Consider the following 16,973-nt stretch of genomic DNA (forward strand, 5'->3'; position numbering starts at 1 on the left):
GTTTCTTATCTTTTCTAATCCAATAGCCTCTGCAAGACAACATATAAGGAGCAAGCAATTGATTACAAAACTCTTGTTCTGTTTGCCCTTCGCAAATGATAATTAGTCGTTTCATAAGCTATAATTGGGTTGCCCTCCTGTTATCATATTACGTTTCCACAAGTCACCTATGGTGTAATAATCGTTCAACCACACACTTAATTGCTCCCTATTTTGTCTGCAAAAGCGTGTCTCTCCATTTATTTGGTCAACCGTAATAATATCTTCGGGTTCAAAATTGCTAATGAGCTCGGGCGATTGGGTAGCTACAATCACCTGACAATCACGTTTAGATGCCGACTTTATCATACCTGCCAATTTGGTTATGGCGAATGGATGCAAACCCAATTCAGGCTCATCAATAATAATAGTGTCAGGCAAATTGGGTTGTAAGAAAAGCACCGATAAGGCAATAAAGCGCAATGTACCATCAGACAAGTCGTTCACACCATATATGACATCGCTAAATTTATCACGCCACTGCAAGCGCAAGAGCAATTCGTCATTGGGAATAAGCTCAAAATCAGAGAAGTATGGAGCTATCGACTGAATGTTTTTAACAATTCTATTGTAAACTATCCGATTGGTTTCACGAATATGATATAGATAAGCTGCAATGTTTCGCCCATCTGTATAGAAATATGCTGTATCGTTTCTTACACTGCTATATTGTGTGAAAGGCGACTTAGAACTGGTATCGTGAAAATGGTATTTCCTAAAACCATTCAAGTATTTCATTACATACGGCGCACAAAAGTTATCTGTACTCTTTATTTTAGATTCTTTTGCTCCAACATTAATATTCCTCTTATTGCCTTCATAAATGAGATTTTCTTCAAGAAAGATGAAACCTTCGGTGCCCACCTTTAGCAATGCAGAATAGCCATTCACTTCTCCATTAAATTCTAAATGGAAATAAAGCTCGTCTGTTGTTTTTTTTCCTTGAAACAAAACTTTATCTTCTCCACCTTTCAAGCCCACGTAAATAGATAAGCTTTGATGGTATAAACTGTTTAAGAACTCGAAAAAGGACACGAAATTACTCTTTCCGCTGCCATTCGCACCTATTAGAATATTAATAGGAGAAATGTCTATTTTGGCATCTTTGATAGATTTATAACCTTTTATTTCTATATAGTCCATACGTTCTTACATTTATATTCTTTGCGGTTGATATGCTACAAAAGTACTGTTTTTTTTTGATATAAATGATGCTTTACGCATATAAAATTATGTTATTTAGGGCGTAATAAACATTTGGTAAGCTAAAATAGAGGTGGCTTCTTTCTTTATTTTATATTTTCAGACCATTTGGTTAGTGTGCCAATCATCACTTGTTTGGCCCCTTGTAAATATTGTTCTATTTTTCCTTTTACCATCTTAAAAACCAATACATCAATCTTTTAGTTGCAATACATATATGTTTGACACACCCAAAGTTCAACTTTGAGACCGTCAAACATATATGTTTTGGGTAGTGAAACATATATGTTTTGGAACGCATTTGTAATAACTTTATAATCAGATAGTTATATTTAGTGTTTTTCAAAGTTTTGCTAAAGTCTATATTGTTCTATTTTTCCATACTCCCTCTTGTAATGTTTTGTCCCTAAAAGACCTATAGCAGTTTATAGGATTGGGTTTAATGTACACTTTGTTGTAGTTTTTGTATTTCGTTTACCATCTTTCAGCCTCGTTATTTTGTGGTAGACTACTCAACTGCTCAATGAAAAATGGGCTCAAAAAACGTGTAAGATTTTCTTTTATGGGGCAAAGGAGCTGAATTTTTACTCGCATTTATCATCTTTTTACATTAAATATTGTACATTATTATCTCTTTTCTGCAAGAATTAAACAAATAGTTTGTATCTTTGCAAAAGATAGGTCGCACTCTGTAAAAGACGATAGGGGACTTGTTTTTGTTCCATTTTTCAGGGTTTAGAATAACTATCCATTTCGGGTTATGATACGGAATGCCATTCTCGACAACTATCTTGCGTAGTGTTAAACTTAGGACGTAAATTATGAAACATTATTTTAAATATATCGTTTTATTATTTGTTTTGGCATTTGCTGTTCGTGCTGCTGCACAAACCACAATATGGAGAGACATCCATAAAGTGAAGAAGAAGGAAACCATCTTTGGCATTGCTAAGGATTATGGTATCAGCATACAGGCACTGCTTGATGCAAATCCTGAAATGAAAAAGGAGGGCTATGAGCTTAAAAAAGGTACGTGGATATTTGTGCCTTTTGCAAAAAAAGGCGATAAGAAGTCGGAAACAAAACAAGTAGAAAAGGTAGCAACCACTGTTGCAAAAAACACAATAGCAGCTCCTGCAACAAATGTTATTCGTGTGGGGGTAATGCTTCCATTGCACAATCTTGATGGAGATGGTAAACGAATGGTGGAATACTATCGTGGTATATTGTTGGCTCTCAACCAGATGAAAGCCGAAGGCATAACAACCGATATTCACGCTTGGAACGTGCCAAAAGAGGCTGATATACGAACCACTTTGTTAGAAAAGAATGCAGCAGAACTTGACATTATCTTTGGCCCATTGTATTCTAATCAAGTAAAACCTTTGGGCGATTTCTGCTTGAAGAATGGCATTAAGATGGTTATTCCTTTCTCTATTGAGTCGAAAGAAGTGGAAACCAATCCTAACATCTTCCAAGTTTATCAAGACGATAATCGCCTCAATAATAAGGCAATAGCTTGTTTCTTTGAACGTTTCCAAAAGTCGCATCACCCTGTTTTCATCGATTGCAATGATGCCAATAGTCAGGTAGCAATATTCACAAGCGGACTTAGAAAGCAATTAGAGCTGGCAAATATAAAGTATGATTTGACCAATGTAAACTCTACACAGGCCGATTTTGTGAAGCATTTTACAGCCTCACAACCCAATGTTGTGGTGATTAATTCTGAAAAAAGTCCACAGCTCAATCGTGTTTTTGCAAAGTTGGATTCGCTTAGACGCACCAATCCTGGTATTGCCATCTCAATATACGGTTATAACCCGTGGTTTATTTATCAAGATTACAACCTCTCCAACTATTTTAAGTATAGCGTTTATGTGCCTTCCACCTATTATTATAATAAGGCTGCAAAGCGTACTGAAGCGTTAGAAAAGCTCTACATTGAAACCTATGGCGAAGCTATGAGCAACACCTATATACCTCGTTTTGCTATTGTGGGATACGACCAAGCACAATTCTTTGTCAGAGGTCTCAAGAGTAAAGGCAAGAACTTTAAGGGTATGGGTAACGAGGTAAAATATATTCCACTACAAACACGTTATAACTTTGAACGTATTGGACAAGGAGGATATGTGAACAATCATTTCCAGCTGATACACTTCAAAGTTGACCAAACATTAGAAAATTTGGTTTACTAAGATAAGTTTCAGCTTGTTACGTGTCGACCTTACACACCATCAATATCAATGTTAAAGAACATAATCTATACTTTGCTAATGCTCTTCCCACTTGTTGCTAATGCGCAGGTGGGCGACCATCGTAGCGATTTCTCCATAGGTGTAAATGGAGGATACGCCTTATCGTCTGTAGGTTTCGACCCAAAGGTTTCGCAAACAATGCACGGTGGGGTAACGGGTGGACTAAGTATGAGATACGTATGCGAGAAATATTTTAATACCATTTGTTCTATCTATGGCGAGGTAAACTATGCTTCCTTAGGTTGGAAGCAAGATATAAAGACCGCTACCGACCAAAAGGTGACCAATGTAAATGGAAATATCGAAGCGTATTCGCGCACACTGAATTATTTGCAAATTCCCGTTTTTGCGCATTTAGCTTGGGGACGTGAGCAGAATGGGTGCAACTTTTTTGTTCAAGCAGGTCCGCAAATAGGAATTATGCTTGGCGAATCGACTACCAAAAACTACGATGCTCCTAACCTCTCAACTGATGGTACAGGGCGTAGCAATCGTGTTGTAAAGCAAGAAGATATGCCTATTGAGAAGAAGTTCGATTATGGTATTGCAGCGGGATTAGGCTTAGAATATAACAACCGACACGTAGGTCATATTCTTTTAGAAGCGCGATATTATCTTGGCTTAGGCAATATCTATGGTAACACAAAGCGCGATTATTTTGGTCGTTCAAACTTGAGCAACATCGTTCTAAAAGCGACCTATCTATTTGATATAACGAGAAGTAAATAAATAAAAATTAATTAATAACAAACCAAAAATTTTAAAATTATGTTCGAAGGACAACCTAAAAGTCTTTATGCATTGGCTTTAGCCAACACAGGAGAGCGATTTGGTTACTACACCATGATTGCAGTATTTGCCCTTTTCCTTAGAGGAAATTTCGGGCTTGAAGCAGGTACGGCAGGTGCTATTTATAGTACTTTCCTTGGCTTAGTCTACTTTTTGCCTCTCGTGGGTGGTATTTTAGCAGACAAGTTCGGTTACGGGAAAATGGTAACAACGGGTATTATGATTATGTTCATAGGTTACCTCTTCCTCGCTGTGCCATTAGGTACAGGTACTGTAGCGTTTACAAGTATGCTTGCAGCTCTGCTTCTTATTTCATTGGGAACTGGTCTGTTTAAGGGTAATCTCCAAGTTATGGTAGGTAATCTTTACGAGTCTGCTGATATGGCTGACAAGCGCGACTCAGGTTTCTCTATTTTCTATATGGCTATCAACATTGGTGCTTTGTTTGCTCCTACAGCTGCTGTGAAAATTCACGATTGGGCTGTAACTTCATTGCAGATGGATCCAAATGCTGCTTACCACTTGGCATTTGCCGTAGCATGTGCTTCGTTGATTCTTTCTATCGCTATTTACTATGCTTTCCGCCCAGGATTTAAGCATTTGGAAGGTGGTGCTAAGAAGAAGGATGATAAGACAGCAGCCGATGTTGAAGAACTTTCACCAGCTGAAACTAAGGAACGCATTGTGGCACTCTGCCTTGTATTTGCTGTAGTTATCTTCTTCTGGATGGCATTCCACCAGAATGGTCTTACCCTTACTTATTTTGCTAACGAGTTCGTTCAGCCTACAGCTGAAGGCGTACAGAGTATGGCATTCGATGTTATCAACCTCTTTATGATTATCATCATTGTTTATGCTTTGTTCTCACTCTTTGGTGCAAAGACAGGCAAGGCAAAAGGTATTTCGGGTCTTGTAATCCTCGCAGCATTGGCAGTTATAGGTTATAAGTACAGCGTTGTAGAAGGTTCTGTAGAGGTTAGTGCTCCTATCTTCCAACAGTTCAACCCATTCTACGTTGTAGCACTTACTCCTGTAAGTATGGCTATCTTTGGTGCGCTTGCTCGCAAGGGTAAAGAGCCATCTGCTCCACGTAAGATTGCTTACGGTATGTTGATTGCAGGTTGCGGTTTCTTGGTAATGTTGCTTGCATCAATGGGTCTCAACTCTCCTGATGTTCAGAAGGCTGCAGAAGAAGGAACTAAGACTTTTGCATCTCCAAACTGGCTTATCGGTACTTATCTTGTACTTACTTTCGGTGAGTTGTTGCTTAGTCCTATGGGTATCTCGTTTGTATCTAAGGTTGCACCTCCTAAGTATAAGGGCGCAATGATGGGCGGTTGGTTCGTTGCTACCGCTTTAGGAAACTTCCTCGTAAGTGTTGGTGGCTTCCTTTGGGGCTCACTTCCTTTGTGGGTTGTATGGAGCGTATTTATTACCCTTTGTATCCTTTCAGCATTCTTTATGTTCGCTGTAATGGGCAAATTGGAGAAGGTTGCTAAGTAATAAGTATTAGAATTAAAAATATTTCCCTCATCTTATTGTTTTCGTAACAATAGGTTGAGGGATTTTTGTTTTGTAGGCGTAATATACAATTATTTGTATGACGAAAAACATTGATAATGGGTAGGTATCTATTCAATTAACAATGATTAATAGAATACTCAATCTCAATTGAGGTGTAGAATAAACGAAAGATTGTATCTTTGCAGAAGAATGAGAAAGCAAAATCTTTATCAACAGAAAGATAAGTACGACTATATGGTTGTACAGAATGAAGCTCCATTGTTAGAATGGTTGCTTGAGAATGTGAAGCAGAGTAAGTCTAAGATTAAGGCAACGCTGCAGAATAGAGGTATAAAGGTGAACAAGCGTATGGTGACGCAATACGATTTTGCGCTGAAACCTGGCGACAAGATAGCCATAAGCACATCGAAGAAGAATGATAAGTTTCAGAGTCGTCACCTGAAGTTAGTTTATGAGGATAGATACATTGTGGTGGTGGAAAAGAACCCTGGTATTTTGTCGATGGCAGCAGGACATTCGTCGCTCAATGTGAAAACCATTTTGGACGATTACTTTAAGAAAACTCGCCAGAAATGTAATGCTCACGTGGTGCATCGCTTGGATAGAGATACTTCAGGGCTGATGATTTATGCCAAGGATATGCAAACAGAGCAAATCTTAGAGCGTAATTGGCATAACATAGTTTACGACCGTCGCTACGTAGCTGTGCTGAGTGGGCAGTTGGAAGAAGAACAAGGAACAATAGCCAATTGGCTGAAGGATAACAAAGCATACGTTACCTACAGTTCGCCTGTTGACAATGGAGGCAAATACGCTGTAACTCATTTTTGTCTTTTAGATAGAAACGATACCCATTCGTTGGTAGAATTTAAGTTGGAAACAGGACGTAAAAACCAAATACGTGTCCACTCTGCCGATATGAGCCATCCCGTTTGTGGCGACATAAAGTATGGCAATGGCGACGACCCACTGCATCGTTTGTGTTTGCACGCTTATGTTTTGTGTTTCTATCACCCCATAACACACCAGCCAATGGAGTTTGATACGCCTATTCCAATGAATTTTAGAAAGCTGTTTAGTAAGCGTTAATCGTGTAGAAATGGAAAATATTGGTTATTATTTGTGCATCATTGCTCTTATCATCATTGGTGTAAAAGCTATCAAAGCCATCACAAGCTGCTTGTTTCGCATCGTGATAGGCATTGCAGTTGTGGGCATATCGCTTTACCTTTTATCCCAAATCGGTCGTTAGAATGAGAATGTATTTTGCGATTATTTTGGCTTTATTTTGCATATATCAAAGGAGCATAGCGGGCTATGTGATTGCAGATATAGGTAAAATAAAGCCAAAATAATCGCAAAAGGCATCTCATAAGTTTCAAAAGTAATAAAGTAAGCACCTAAACTGGTCTAATGTTCGATTTGGGTTTAATATCTTCGGGAATAATTAGCTTGTAAGAAGAAGGATTGTTCGTTAGAGGTTAAAAAAGTATTTTAGGAGTTAAAGGAGGTCTCTTTTATACTCGCTTTAACTCCTTATAATTTGTTTTCTCTTCTTTGCTATTGCAGATTAATATTCTGTCTTATCATCTTTCAGCTCCCACATTTTGAAGGCTTCGATAGCTTCGTTTCGCAATAATATTTCCGAAGGCTTCTTGCGATATTGGGGTTGGATAGCTATTTCTTCATAAATAAAGTCATCGTCAAATCCTATTTTGCCTGCATCTTTGCGGTCGTTAGCATAGTAAATCTTCTCTAAATGTGCCCAATAGATTGCGCCAAAGCACATTGGACAAGGCTCGCACGAGGTGTAAATCACACAACCACTTAGGTCGAATGTACCCAATTTCTTGCACGCTTCACGAATAGTAGATACCTCTGCGTGGGCAGTAGGGTCGTTGTCTATTGTTACCTTGTTGCTGCCTTCAGCTATTATTTCACCATCTCGAGCAATCACAGCACCAAATGGGCCGCCGCCATTGCGTACACTTGTTTTTGAGAGCTCTATTGCTCTGCGCATTAATTCTTCGTTTGTCATTCTTTTTATCAATTGTTCTTGGAGTTGTTCTCTTTACTCCTTATTCTTAATATCTTTATAAATTCTGTCGAAAATCTTCTTTAGTTCGCTTTCGTTTTCATATATTTTGCGAATGCTTTCTAAACGTTTTGCATTTGGAGAGTTAGGAATCCAAAGGCGAATATAACCATTTCGGCTATATTTTTCTTGTATATGGTCTCTAAAACGTTGCCATTGTTCGACATCATTCTTCTCTGGATAGTTTTCCAACCCATAAAGAATGGTGCGTGTAAATACAATTTCAGGCTCTAATTCACGGTCGGCTTCCGCTACAATCTTACCGTAAATGCTGCGTGGGGCACGTGAACTGCTGGCTCTATGGTCCTCTACCGCTTCCTTCATAATGCGAATTTGTTCGGGAGAGAACCATCTTTTTAGTCGTGCATCAGCAGTGAGTATCTTCCCACTTGTGATGTGGTGCACTGCGCGAGGTCCTTCCATTCCGAGGTCGTGATAAGCCGCTGCCACGTACACCATATTAATATCAGCACCCGTAGTTTGAACCAATTCGAGCGCATTGTGTATTACACGCTGTACGTGACCTAAGCCGTGCGACTTTCCGAAGGCGTTATATCTCGGTAGAATTTGCTGTTCTACAAATTCCATTAAGTCTAAGTTCACCTTGTTATCCATAAGTTTCTTATCTATTTAAAATCAATATTCCCACCGTTGTGAGCAGTCCGAAAACAAACATATTTCGAGCAGTGAGCCCTAATACTTTGTTCAATGCTTTGCCTTGCTTTATCTTTTTCATCTTATTTGCTGTGGTAATATGAAGCTGAAAATAAAAGAAGAGAAGGCAAATACTCAACTGTGGTTTGTCGGTATCTGAAAAAATGAAGATACCCCACATAAGGCTGCAAGCCAAAAGCCCTAACACTGCATAGAGTTGCTCGGCTCTTTTCTCGCCTATACGTACAATGAGCGTATTCTTTCCTACCAACTTGTCGTTGTCTCGGTCGCGATAATTGTTCACCACAAGTAAGGTATCAATTACCAACCCACAAGCTATCGAAGCCACAACTACTTGCCACGTAATACCTTGTAGGGCTTTAGGCATCACCACATAATAAGTTAGGCAAACGGGAACGGTACCAAAAAACACCAAAACAAGCACATCTCCTAAGCCAAGGTACGACAGCTTTGTGGTGTACAAGAAGCAAAAAGCCACACAAAGCACACCTACAATAATCATTTCCCACCCACCATAATAGACGAGCGGTAGACCTATGATGCACGCAAGCAACGTTGTGATAACCAATCCTTTGCGCATTGCCGATAATGTTATCCAGCCCTCGCTGCAAGCCCGTCGTGGTCCGAGGCGTGTATCGCTATCATCATTGCCCTTGAGACAATCGAAATAGTCGTTTACAAAGTTAGCATCTATCTGCATAACGAAAGCAAAGAGAAAACAAAGCAAAGCTGGAAGCCACTGAAAGGCTGACCATCCACCACCATCAACGTACGCCATAGCCGCCCCAATCATTACAGGAACGCTTGCACCTGTAAGGGTTTTAGGGCGTGCAGCCAATATCCAAGCGTTAAGCGAATTGGTCTTAACGTTTTGTTCCATTGCGTTGAGTATGTCTCTTTCCTCTGCCATTGGTTGTTAATCGTTTCTTCTATTCTACTTTTGGGCAGTGCTTTTTCTATTTTATTATTGCATTTATTTTTATTTCTTTGTTGCCGCTTTAATATTTAATTAAAGAAGTTCCAACTCACGCCAAGGCGTAAAATGCGCTCGTTGAGTGGATGGTGAGGCGTAAAGAAATATTGTCCGCCATTTCCTTGGTTGATGTGCGACATCATAATGAAGAACCTTGTGTTCTGCAAATGGAAGTTGGCATACACGTTTACGATAGGGTAATTGCCTATCTTTGTGCGACTTGCCTCTGTCTCTTGTATACCAAATGTACCCACACCTTGGAGGTATTCAGGGGCATAGTACGAGGTGAAGTAGCGCAAATCTGCACCAAAGTCGCATTTGAGCACACGTGCAATCTTGAATTTTATGAACAAATTGCTGTAAATGTTCAACAATGGAGTAGGGAGCACTGTTTCGTTGCTCGATTTCTGCAATGTAATAACATTTTGCCAATTGAACATTCCAAGTTTCAAGTCTTGTTGCAACTGAATGGTAAACAAACTTATTGCTCCCTTGTGTTGACGTACAGCTACTTGATAATTTTCTATTGAGTACTTATTATCGGCAAGTACACGATTGTTTTGTACACCGAAGTAAGTGTGATTTTTCAACATATCGTAGCCAACGCGCAACTTTGTCATTGTTTTCTTCAAACTAAATTCGCCCAAAATTCGTGAGTGAAGCTCTTTATCTAAACTATTGCTCCACGAGAAATGGCGTGAGCGGAACTCACTCATATAGAATGAAGGTGTATTACAATGGAAAAACGCTGTTGTAGCCAATTGTACGGTGTCGCCAAAGAGTGGGAAATTGACATCAACGTGTCCATCTATGTGCAGCTGACCTGCTCTGTTGCCTGCTACCCACGTTTCTGCTGCCACATCATAGTGTAAGGTTTTGCCCGCCGTTTTTAGCAACTGACCACCTACGGAAATATCGTTTTTATTTATCTTTTCATATCCTCCGAAGATGTTTTTAGGCTCTGCATTGTTCGTTGTGTAGGTCTGTGGCAATTCGTAATGGCGTAGTTCGTGCGATACAAATGCCTTTAGTCCAGCCTTTGCCCACTTGTTAAACCCTTCCAACAGCGCAATAGCAAACGTATTTTTCAATGCCCAATGCTTTGTTTGGTCGTATATGCTGTCGCTTGCTGCAGTAGATTGGTAATAGTAGTTGTTGGCATAGAAGTTTTTAGGTGTTTCGTATGCCTGATAAATGCGCTTAAAATGGTCAAACTTCACGGTATGAATAAAGCTTGTAACGGGTACATACTCGTCTTTTATCCATTGCTCTGTGGAATCGTTTGTTGCTGTTTTATCCTTATTAGCTAAAGCATCAGGACGCCCAATGAGTATCTGCCTGCGCTTAAATTCCTCTTCGTCAAATTCGTCGCCATTCTCTTCTGCTCGTTTCTTAGCCTCTTCGCGTGCTTTGTTTTCTTGTTCCTCCTTCTTTGCCTTAATAGCAAACTTCTTAGCCTCTATTTCGTCTTTGGTCATTGGCACTTTGCGATAGAAGCCAAGGCTGTATTTATGGTTGAAGAACACGTGTTGATTGTCGTTTCTGTTCCAGTTCTTTTGCAGCATTGTAGGTATTTCGCTGGTTTCGAAAGTTTCGCTAAACGACTCTGGGTGAGTGATATAAGCATCGTTAGCTATACCACCACTTTCAGCTACCTTTTGATGGTTGAGCGATAAGAGCAGATGTGCTTGATAGCGTTCGCCTAAGTAGGTAGCCCATATACCATAATTAATGTGCGATGCACTCTGGTTGTTGTAATAGCCACGCCCATAGAGATAGTCGAACTTGAAGCCAAGTCCCAATCGTTTGCCAGCATTTACGGCAAAGAAAGCCTTAAAGAAGTCTTCCCCATTCACCTTGTTTCCTGCCGAATTGTAGGTGAGATTGGTGATAGGCGAAAGAGTAGATGTAAATTTAAACTTATCGGTTGGGGTGATAACAAAATCGTATGGGTCGATGAAATAAAACTCCGAGCCTATAGTAGGACGGTCTATAAAGATGCGATTGATACGTGGCGACCCAAGATTGCCCAACGAGTTGTATTCGCCACGCATACCTGTATTGAACACAGTGTTCTGATACATGTGCGAAAGCGTGTCGGGTTGGGTGGGTATGCGGTCGCCAAATCGCTCGTCTATTGTCCACATCTTGATGCCCTTAGGCACTTCCTTGTGCTGTCCTTGAATAGAGTCAGACACCCCAAATCTTTTATTTGGAGAGTAGCCTTCAGCCGCAAATGTGCCATCATCATTTGTACCATTGATGTCTTGTGCACAGAGGGAAGTTAAGCCTACCCATAACATTGCACACGCTATAATATATTTCTTCATTAACGCATTAGTCGAAGTGCTGCCTCAATGAATTTGAAAACCATTGAAACTAAAATAACTATGATACCCGTATTCTGATTGTCTAAGGTGAGATAGAGCGTTACTCCGACAACTGCACCGAGCATAAAAATAACGTTCAACCACCAACGCAACATCTTAAAGCGGTCTGTCTTGGGATTTTCATTCATTCGTCTGCGAGGTGGACGAGCTGTACTATTTTGAAGTTCTTGGTTCATTGTTTTATTGTTTCAAAGCTGTTATTAATCCGTTGAATATCTCGTTTTTTCTGTCTATTGTAGCTCTACGAAACTTGCCTGTTATTGGCATTAGTCGTGTTCGTTTGCTGTTCAGTGCATTCTCGTCTGTAATGAGTTCCTCCGCTCTGTAGGTTGTTGTTTTACCATTGTCAGTGTTATTGTAAGTAATGCGGTGCATTGTCAGCATAACTGCCTCTTTGTTACACTTACATTCCAATACATAATTTAATTTTGTGATATTTTGAAAAGCTCCGTTTTTTGAAAGGGTTAGGCGTTCTTTCATTGTAGCAATAATGCCGTGTTCATCTATATTTACCAAAGCAATCTTGCTCTCTTTTTCTTGATTTTCTTCTGCTATCAAGTTGTTAAGATAGTTGGTAACGATGTTGTAAATATCGTCTGCCGAACGCCCTGGTGCACCGATAGTAGTTCGCCACACTACCTCTTCGCCCTCAATGGGTACAGCTCCTTCACAGATATATGCTTCGTTTTGTGTGTTTTCTTTTGCTTTGACAGCAGTTTTCTTGTCTGTTTTAGTCTCTGCTATGGGTTGTGTCCACTTGGGTGCGACTTCAGTTTTCTGCTCTTTGTCTTTATTTTTTTGTTTTGTTTTTGCATCATTTTTCGCCTCTTCAGCCTTTTTCTTTGCAGCTTCTAAGGCAGCTTTTGCCTGCTCCAATTGGCGTTCAGCCTGCTCTACCTGCTGTTCGGGCGTGAGCGGAGTTTGTGCCCAAAGGCTGAATGGGAGACAAACCAAAAGTGCTATAATAAGTTTTTTCATATTTTTATTCAATGCTTTAATTGAACAAAGTTACTAAAAAATACCCGATTACCTCTTTTATATAGGGCTTTTTAACGTTTCTATAGGGGAAATCCCTTCGATTGCTTCAACATAAAGAACAAGCCTTGTGATAATTAAACCCAAATCGGTCGTTAGACCAGTCGGACGTGTCCGACTAGTCCGACAAGTCCGACTGGTCTGACTTGTCTAACGACCGATTTGGGTTAAATGCGCTCGTAACTAATTCCGCCAACGGGTAAGTATAGATAAAAAAGAAGTTAGACATTCATAAAGGAAGTGCTCAAGCACGATGTTTCCTTTACAAATATCTAACTTTTTATGGTTTATCAAGAATTTGAAGTGATGGATGTATCAATATTCAAATTTTGGAAGACCCTTTTTTATGTTATGATGTTACAATTGATCGAACTCTTGGTGGAAGTTGATAACTGCTTCAATGCCCTTCCAGAAGATGTCCAATGACATATTTTCGTTTGGAGAGTGGATAGCGTTCGACTCTAAGCCGAAGCCCATAAGCACAGTTTTTACACCGAGTATCTTCTCAAAGGTTGAGATGATAGGAATACTACCACCACGGCGAACAGCCAAAGGACGCTTGCCGAAAGCCTTTTCGAAACCACGTTCAGCTGCCTGATATGCAGGAAGGTCGATAGGGCACACGTAGCCTTGACCGCCGTGGAGCGACTGTACGTTTACCTTTATAGTCTTTGGAGCTACCTTTGTAAGGTGGTCTACTACCAATTTTGCTATCTTTTCGTGATCTTGGTGTGGCACAAGGCGGCACGAAATCTTAGCGTATGCCTTTGAAGGAATAACGGTTTTAGAGCCTTCGCCTTGATAACCGCCCCATATACCGCAAACGTCGAATGATGGGCGGAAACCGTTACGCTCGATAGTGCTGTAACCCTTTTCGCCGAAAAGCTCTTCTACATCAAGCGACTTCTTGTAAGCTTCCTCGTTGAAAGGTATCTGTGCCACCATCTTGCGTTCGTTTTCGGGCACATCTTCTACATCGTCATAGAAGCCTGGGAAGGTGATACGACCGTCAGCGTCCAAGCAATTGGTTATCATCTTACAAAGCTCATAGATAGGATTTGCTACTGCACCACCGAAGTGTCCTGAGTGAAGGTCGTGATTAGGACCAGTTACTTCTATCTGCCAGTAAGCCAAACCACGAAGACCTGTGGTCAATGATGGGAGATCGGCTGCCAACATACTTGTATCTGATACAAGAATAACATCGCTCTTGAGCAACTCTTTATTTTCAGAACAGAAAGTGCTAAGGCTTGGAGAGCCAATTTCTTCTTCGCCTTCGAGGATAAACTTCACGTTATGTTTTAGCAAGTTGTTCTTTGTAACATACTCGAAAGCCTTTGCCTGAATGAATGATTGTCCCTTATCATCATCAGCACCGCGTGCCCAAATATGACCATCGCGCACTTCTGGTTCGAATGGTTCGCTCTTCCAAAGTTCGAATGGCTCGGCAGGCATTACATCGTAGTGGCCATAAATGAGAATGGTCTTTGCTGCGTAAGCATCCAATATTAGCCGACTTTCACACCAACAAATAACCCTTATATGTCTGGCAGCATATAAGGGTTATTTGTTATTTGAAGTTTGAAGGTAGCATTTTAATGAGTTCCTCCTCCGTCATGTCCGGCAGGGGTCTTGAAAGAACTTCCTTCATCCATTTGTATGGCTCTATGTCTGCTTCCCTGCAACACGCCATGAAGGTATAGAAGATGGCGTTGTTCTCTGCTCCCTCATTGTTACCACAGAACAGGTAGTTCTTTCTTCCAAGCGTGATGGGTCTGATGGCCTGTTCCATGAGGTTGTTGTCTATGTTGAAGCGTCCGTCTTGCACATACCTGCCAATGCGTATCCATACGGCGAAGGCATAACGCAGTGCCTTCTCCATAGCTTCGCCTGGGGTGTACTGTTTGTGTACATCCAACATATAGGTCTCCAAATACTTAAGAATGGGGTAAGCTTTAGCCTTTCGTTCTGTCTCCACTTCCTCGGGTGGTGCTTTCTTGTGTTTGAGGTTTTCCTCCAACTCATAAAGCGTGGCTATCGTTTCGATGATATGGGCGGCGTTCTTATCGTCAGCCGCCAGATGTTCGAACTTACGTCTCACGTGTGCCATACATCCTAACAGCACGATGCCCTGAACGTTCTCAAACCTGCTGTAGACCTCATACCCGTCAGACTGTATGGCACCCTGGTAGCCCTTGAAGAGCTCATCTGCCACAGCGCCCGACCGCGACCCGCCCTTCCAATGGAAGAACACACCCTGGGAGTGCATGGCGTCACGCACGCCCCACAAGTATCCCTTGCGCGTCTTTCCCTTGCGGTCGGCAACCTGTACGCTGGTCTCGTCAACTTGAAGATAAGGACTTTGCAGGATCTGGCTTACTTGAAGTTTGTAAAGTGGATAAAGTGCATCGGCGGCATCGTGAACCCAACTGTTGACGGTTGAGGTGGGGATGTTCACGCCCAGTTCCTTCCATCTTTCACATTGCCTATACTCGGGCTGGTGATAGGCGAACTTGGCGGTGATGATTTCGGCGAGCAGGGAAGCGTCGGCAAAACAATCCACCGCTTGCTTTTTCAAGGGGGCTTCCAGGATGTCAACCTTCGCATCCGTTGGCCGGGCTTCCTTCAGACGGCAGATGACACGGTCCTCCACCCTGACATAAAAGGATGAGGGACGCAGGCACAGATGCTCGCTCCTGTCATGCCCGATGATGACCATGCGCTCAGCGTCATAACCCTCTGGATATATCTCCGTCACCTGTCGCTCTATATTCTCGGGAACATAGGAGGCGTAGGCTCTACCCTTTCTGGAAGGACGGCTCACACGGCGTGATGACCTGCGTTGTCCGGCCTGCTGTTTTATCTCCTTGATGATGGGAAGGGCTTCCACCTGAGCCAGGGAACCCTCTTTGGCCCACTGCTCGTCAAAAAGCGTACCCGCCCAGCCGCTTGCACTCTCAGGCAAGCGTTTCTCGCTGCGCCTGCCAAATACCATGCGCTCAAGTTCAAGAATACGACGGGACTTTCGTTCCAACTCAGCATCCTTAATCTTAAGCTCAGCATCCTTGTTCTTGAGTTGAGTATCCTTGTTCTTAAGCTCAGCATCCCTTTGCTCAAGAAGTTTAACAACAGCTTCCCGAGTGAGAGAATGGTAGTCAGATGTCATTGTGCAATAAGGCATATCCATCACATTATCAGTTCTTTATACGATGTAAAGTTACAAAAAATATCTGACACTGGCAAGAAAATACTAAGATTTATTGTATCTTTTTCTTCGGTAGCAATTAGGATTTATACCCTCTATATAGAGTACCAATTCGTCCCAGCGAAGTTCATAAAATCCAGTTCTCGCCCGTATGATTTTAGGACTCAGGCAACCCTGTGCCATCTGTTTATGATAGACGACAAAACCACAGCGTTCCCAGTGCAGCAATTTAATTCGGTTACGGGATCGATTGTAGAAAACGTAGACAGCACCATCAGAAGGATTGAAGTTATTGCTGCGTACCAATTGGGACAGGCGAAGAATACCCTGACGCATGTCCACAGGAGTGCAACAAACCCGAAAAACATTTGTTTCGTTGAGTACAAACATAAGTTTTTCGGGCAAAGGTAGTAAAGCAAGAATGTTACACAAAGGCGGCTAATATTGGATGCTTACTTTGCTGCTGGGTCGATGATTTTCTCACCATATACTACAGGGTTGCCCTCAGTAGGCATAATTTCGGCTTTGTCGACACCAGCCATAAGGAGCAGTTCCTTCCATCGTTCTGCACAGCGTATCATATCTTTGCCGTGCTTCTCTGGTTGTGCGCTCACGCTTGGTATGCGTATCAAGCTGAAGAGTTCTTCTAAGATGCGTTCTTGATTGTCGTTAATATATTCTTTAATCATACTTTTGGTTTTTAAGTTTTTAATCTTATAAGTGCAAACTTACATAAAATTACTGAGAAAGGGAAATAATACGTACAAAATCGGTCAATAGTAAT

General features: G+C 41.3%; 14 protein-coding genes and 2 pseudogenes. 5 read left to right on the forward strand and 11 right to left on the reverse strand.

All coding sequences use genetic code 11. The features are described 5' to 3' along the window. Positions 1 to 111: 111 nt before the first annotated feature. Positions 112 to 1,182, reverse strand: coding sequence for an AAA family ATPase (locus tag CZ367_RS09750; protein ID WP_077196708.1), 1,071 nt, complete (start codon positions 1,180 to 1,182; stop codon positions 112 to 114). A gap of 881 nt (positions 1,183 to 2,063) precedes the next feature. On the opposite strand from CZ367_RS09750, the gene CZ367_RS09755 reads away from it, so the two are divergent. The 5 genes from CZ367_RS09755 to CZ367_RS15940 all read left to right on the forward strand — a co-directional run bounded on the left by CZ367_RS09755 (position 2,064) and on the right by CZ367_RS15940 (position 7,068). Continuing rightward, on the forward strand, positions 2,064 to 3,443 hold the full coding sequence (locus tag CZ367_RS09755) for a LysM peptidoglycan-binding domain-containing protein (protein ID WP_077196709.1): 1,380 nt from the start codon (positions 2,064 to 2,066) through the stop codon (positions 3,441 to 3,443). A gap of 48 nt (positions 3,444 to 3,491) precedes the next feature. After that, complete coding sequence (locus CZ367_RS09760; RefSeq protein WP_077196710.1) at positions 3,492 to 4,232, forward strand: porin family protein; 741 nt, start codon at positions 3,492 to 3,494, stop codon at positions 4,230 to 4,232. A gap of 39 nt (positions 4,233 to 4,271) precedes the next feature. Beyond that, positions 4,272 to 5,795 (forward strand): peptide MFS transporter, encoded by a 1,524-nt coding sequence (locus CZ367_RS09765; protein WP_077196711.1) that lies wholly within the window; start codon positions 4,272 to 4,274, stop codon positions 5,793 to 5,795. A 210-nt stretch (positions 5,796 to 6,005) separates the two neighbouring features. Next, positions 6,006 to 6,905, forward strand: a complete 900-nt coding sequence (locus CZ367_RS09770; RefSeq protein ID WP_077196712.1) for an RluA family pseudouridine synthase — start codon at positions 6,006 to 6,008, stop codon at positions 6,903 to 6,905. 10 nt (positions 6,906 to 6,915) lie between these two features. After that, positions 6,916 to 7,068, forward strand: a complete 153-nt coding sequence (locus CZ367_RS15940; protein ID WP_202613124.1) for a hypothetical protein — start codon at positions 6,916 to 6,918, stop codon at positions 7,066 to 7,068. A 318-nt stretch (positions 7,069 to 7,386) separates the two neighbouring features. Here the strand turns inward: CZ367_RS15940 and CZ367_RS09775 are convergent, their stop codons facing one another. The 10 genes and pseudogenes from CZ367_RS09775 to CZ367_RS09820 form a co-directional block, all read right to left on the reverse strand. Continuing rightward, positions 7,387 to 7,854: a nucleoside deaminase gene (locus CZ367_RS09775; RefSeq protein WP_077196713.1), complete on the reverse strand. Its 468-nt coding sequence runs from the start codon at positions 7,852 to 7,854 to the stop codon at positions 7,387 to 7,389. A gap of 33 nt (positions 7,855 to 7,887) precedes the next feature. Beyond that, complete coding sequence (locus CZ367_RS09780) at positions 7,888 to 8,526, reverse strand: HD domain-containing protein (protein ID WP_077196714.1); 639 nt, start codon at positions 8,524 to 8,526, stop codon at positions 7,888 to 7,890. Between the two features lie 7 nt (positions 8,527 to 8,533). Continuing rightward, positions 8,534 to 9,496, reverse strand: coding sequence for a 1,4-dihydroxy-2-naphthoate octaprenyltransferase (menA, locus tag CZ367_RS09785; RefSeq protein WP_077196715.1), 963 nt, complete (start codon positions 9,494 to 9,496; stop codon positions 8,534 to 8,536). 95 nt (positions 9,497 to 9,591) lie between these two features. Continuing rightward, the gene (locus CZ367_RS09790; protein ID WP_077196716.1) at positions 9,592 to 11,889 is read right to left on the reverse strand and encodes a putative porin; all 2,298 of its coding nucleotides are present in this window, start codon (positions 11,887 to 11,889) and stop codon (positions 9,592 to 9,594) included. Beyond that, positions 11,889 to 12,125: a hypothetical protein gene (locus CZ367_RS09795; protein ID WP_077196717.1), complete on the reverse strand. Its 237-nt coding sequence runs from the start codon at positions 12,123 to 12,125 to the stop codon at positions 11,889 to 11,891. The genes CZ367_RS09790 and CZ367_RS09795 overlap by 1 nt, the downstream gene beginning before the upstream one ends. A 4-nt stretch (positions 12,126 to 12,129) precedes the next feature. Beyond that, positions 12,130 to 12,927, reverse strand: a complete 798-nt coding sequence (locus CZ367_RS09800; RefSeq protein ID WP_077196718.1) for a DUF4468 domain-containing protein — start codon at positions 12,925 to 12,927, stop codon at positions 12,130 to 12,132. 414 nt (positions 12,928 to 13,341) lie between these two features. After that, positions 13,342 to 14,478: pseudogene (locus CZ367_RS09805) on the reverse strand (dipeptidase); the annotation flags it as partial. A gap of 76 nt (positions 14,479 to 14,554) precedes the next feature. Beyond that, positions 14,555 to 16,150: an IS66 family transposase gene (tnpC, locus tag CZ367_RS09810; protein ID WP_237581671.1), complete on the reverse strand. Its 1,596-nt coding sequence runs from the start codon at positions 16,148 to 16,150 to the stop codon at positions 14,555 to 14,557. A gap of 84 nt (positions 16,151 to 16,234) precedes the next feature. Then, positions 16,235 to 16,579, reverse strand: a complete 345-nt coding sequence (gene tnpB, locus CZ367_RS09815) for an IS66 family insertion sequence element accessory protein TnpB (RefSeq protein ID WP_077196720.1) — start codon at positions 16,577 to 16,579, stop codon at positions 16,235 to 16,237. Positions 16,580 to 16,644: 65 nt separating this feature from the next. Further along, positions 16,645 to 16,878: pseudogene (locus tag CZ367_RS09820) on the reverse strand (peptidase M20); the annotation flags it as partial. Positions 16,879 to 16,973: the final 95 nt, after the last annotated feature.

The organism is Prevotella ihumii (assembly GCF_900155655.1).
Taxonomy (GTDB): domain Bacteria; phylum Bacteroidota; class Bacteroidia; order Bacteroidales; family Bacteroidaceae; genus Prevotella; species Prevotella ihumii.

What these genes read in the sequence shown, in the direction of transcription:
- CZ367_RS15940 (WP_202613124.1), top strand. Translation starts at nt 6,916, where the DNA reads ATGGAAAATATTGGTTATTATTTGTGCATCATTGCTCTTATCATCATT.
- CZ367_RS09790 (WP_077196716.1), bottom strand. Translation starts at nt 11,889, where the DNA reads ATGAAGAAATATATTATAGCGTGTGCAATGTTATGGGTAGGCTTAACT.
- CZ367_RS09775 (WP_077196713.1), bottom strand. Translation starts at nt 7,854, where the DNA reads ATGACAAACGAAGAATTAATGCGCAGAGCAATAGAGCTCTCAAAAACA.
- CZ367_RS09795 (WP_077196717.1), bottom strand. Translation starts at nt 12,125, where the DNA reads ATGAACCAAGAACTTCAAAATAGTACAGCTCGTCCACCTCGCAGACGA.
- CZ367_RS09780 (WP_077196714.1), bottom strand. Translation starts at nt 8,526, where the DNA reads ATGGATAACAAGGTGAACTTAGACTTAATGGAATTTGTAGAACAGCAA.
- CZ367_RS09750 (WP_077196708.1), bottom strand. Translation starts at nt 1,182, where the DNA reads ATGGACTATATAGAAATAAAAGGTTATAAATCTATCAAAGATGCCAAA.
- tnpC (WP_237581671.1), bottom strand. Translation starts at nt 16,150, where the DNA reads ATGACATCTGACTACCATTCTCTCACTCGGGAAGCTGTTGTTAAACTT.
- CZ367_RS09770 (WP_077196712.1), top strand. Translation starts at nt 6,006, where the DNA reads ATGAGAAAGCAAAATCTTTATCAACAGAAAGATAAGTACGACTATATG.
- CZ367_RS09755 (WP_077196709.1), top strand. Translation starts at nt 2,064, where the DNA reads ATGAAACATTATTTTAAATATATCGTTTTATTATTTGTTTTGGCATTT.
- menA (WP_077196715.1), bottom strand. Translation starts at nt 9,496, where the DNA reads ATGGCAGAGGAAAGAGACATACTCAACGCAATGGAACAAAACGTTAAG.
- CZ367_RS09765 (WP_077196711.1), top strand. Translation starts at nt 4,272, where the DNA reads ATGTTCGAAGGACAACCTAAAAGTCTTTATGCATTGGCTTTAGCCAAC.
- tnpB (WP_077196720.1), bottom strand. Translation starts at nt 16,579, where the DNA reads ATGTTTGTACTCAACGAAACAAATGTTTTTCGGGTTTGTTGCACTCCT.
- CZ367_RS09760 (WP_077196710.1), top strand. Translation starts at nt 3,492, where the DNA reads ATGTTAAAGAACATAATCTATACTTTGCTAATGCTCTTCCCACTTGTT.
- CZ367_RS09800 (WP_077196718.1), bottom strand. Translation starts at nt 12,927, where the DNA reads ATGAAAAAACTTATTATAGCACTTTTGGTTTGTCTCCCATTCAGCCTT.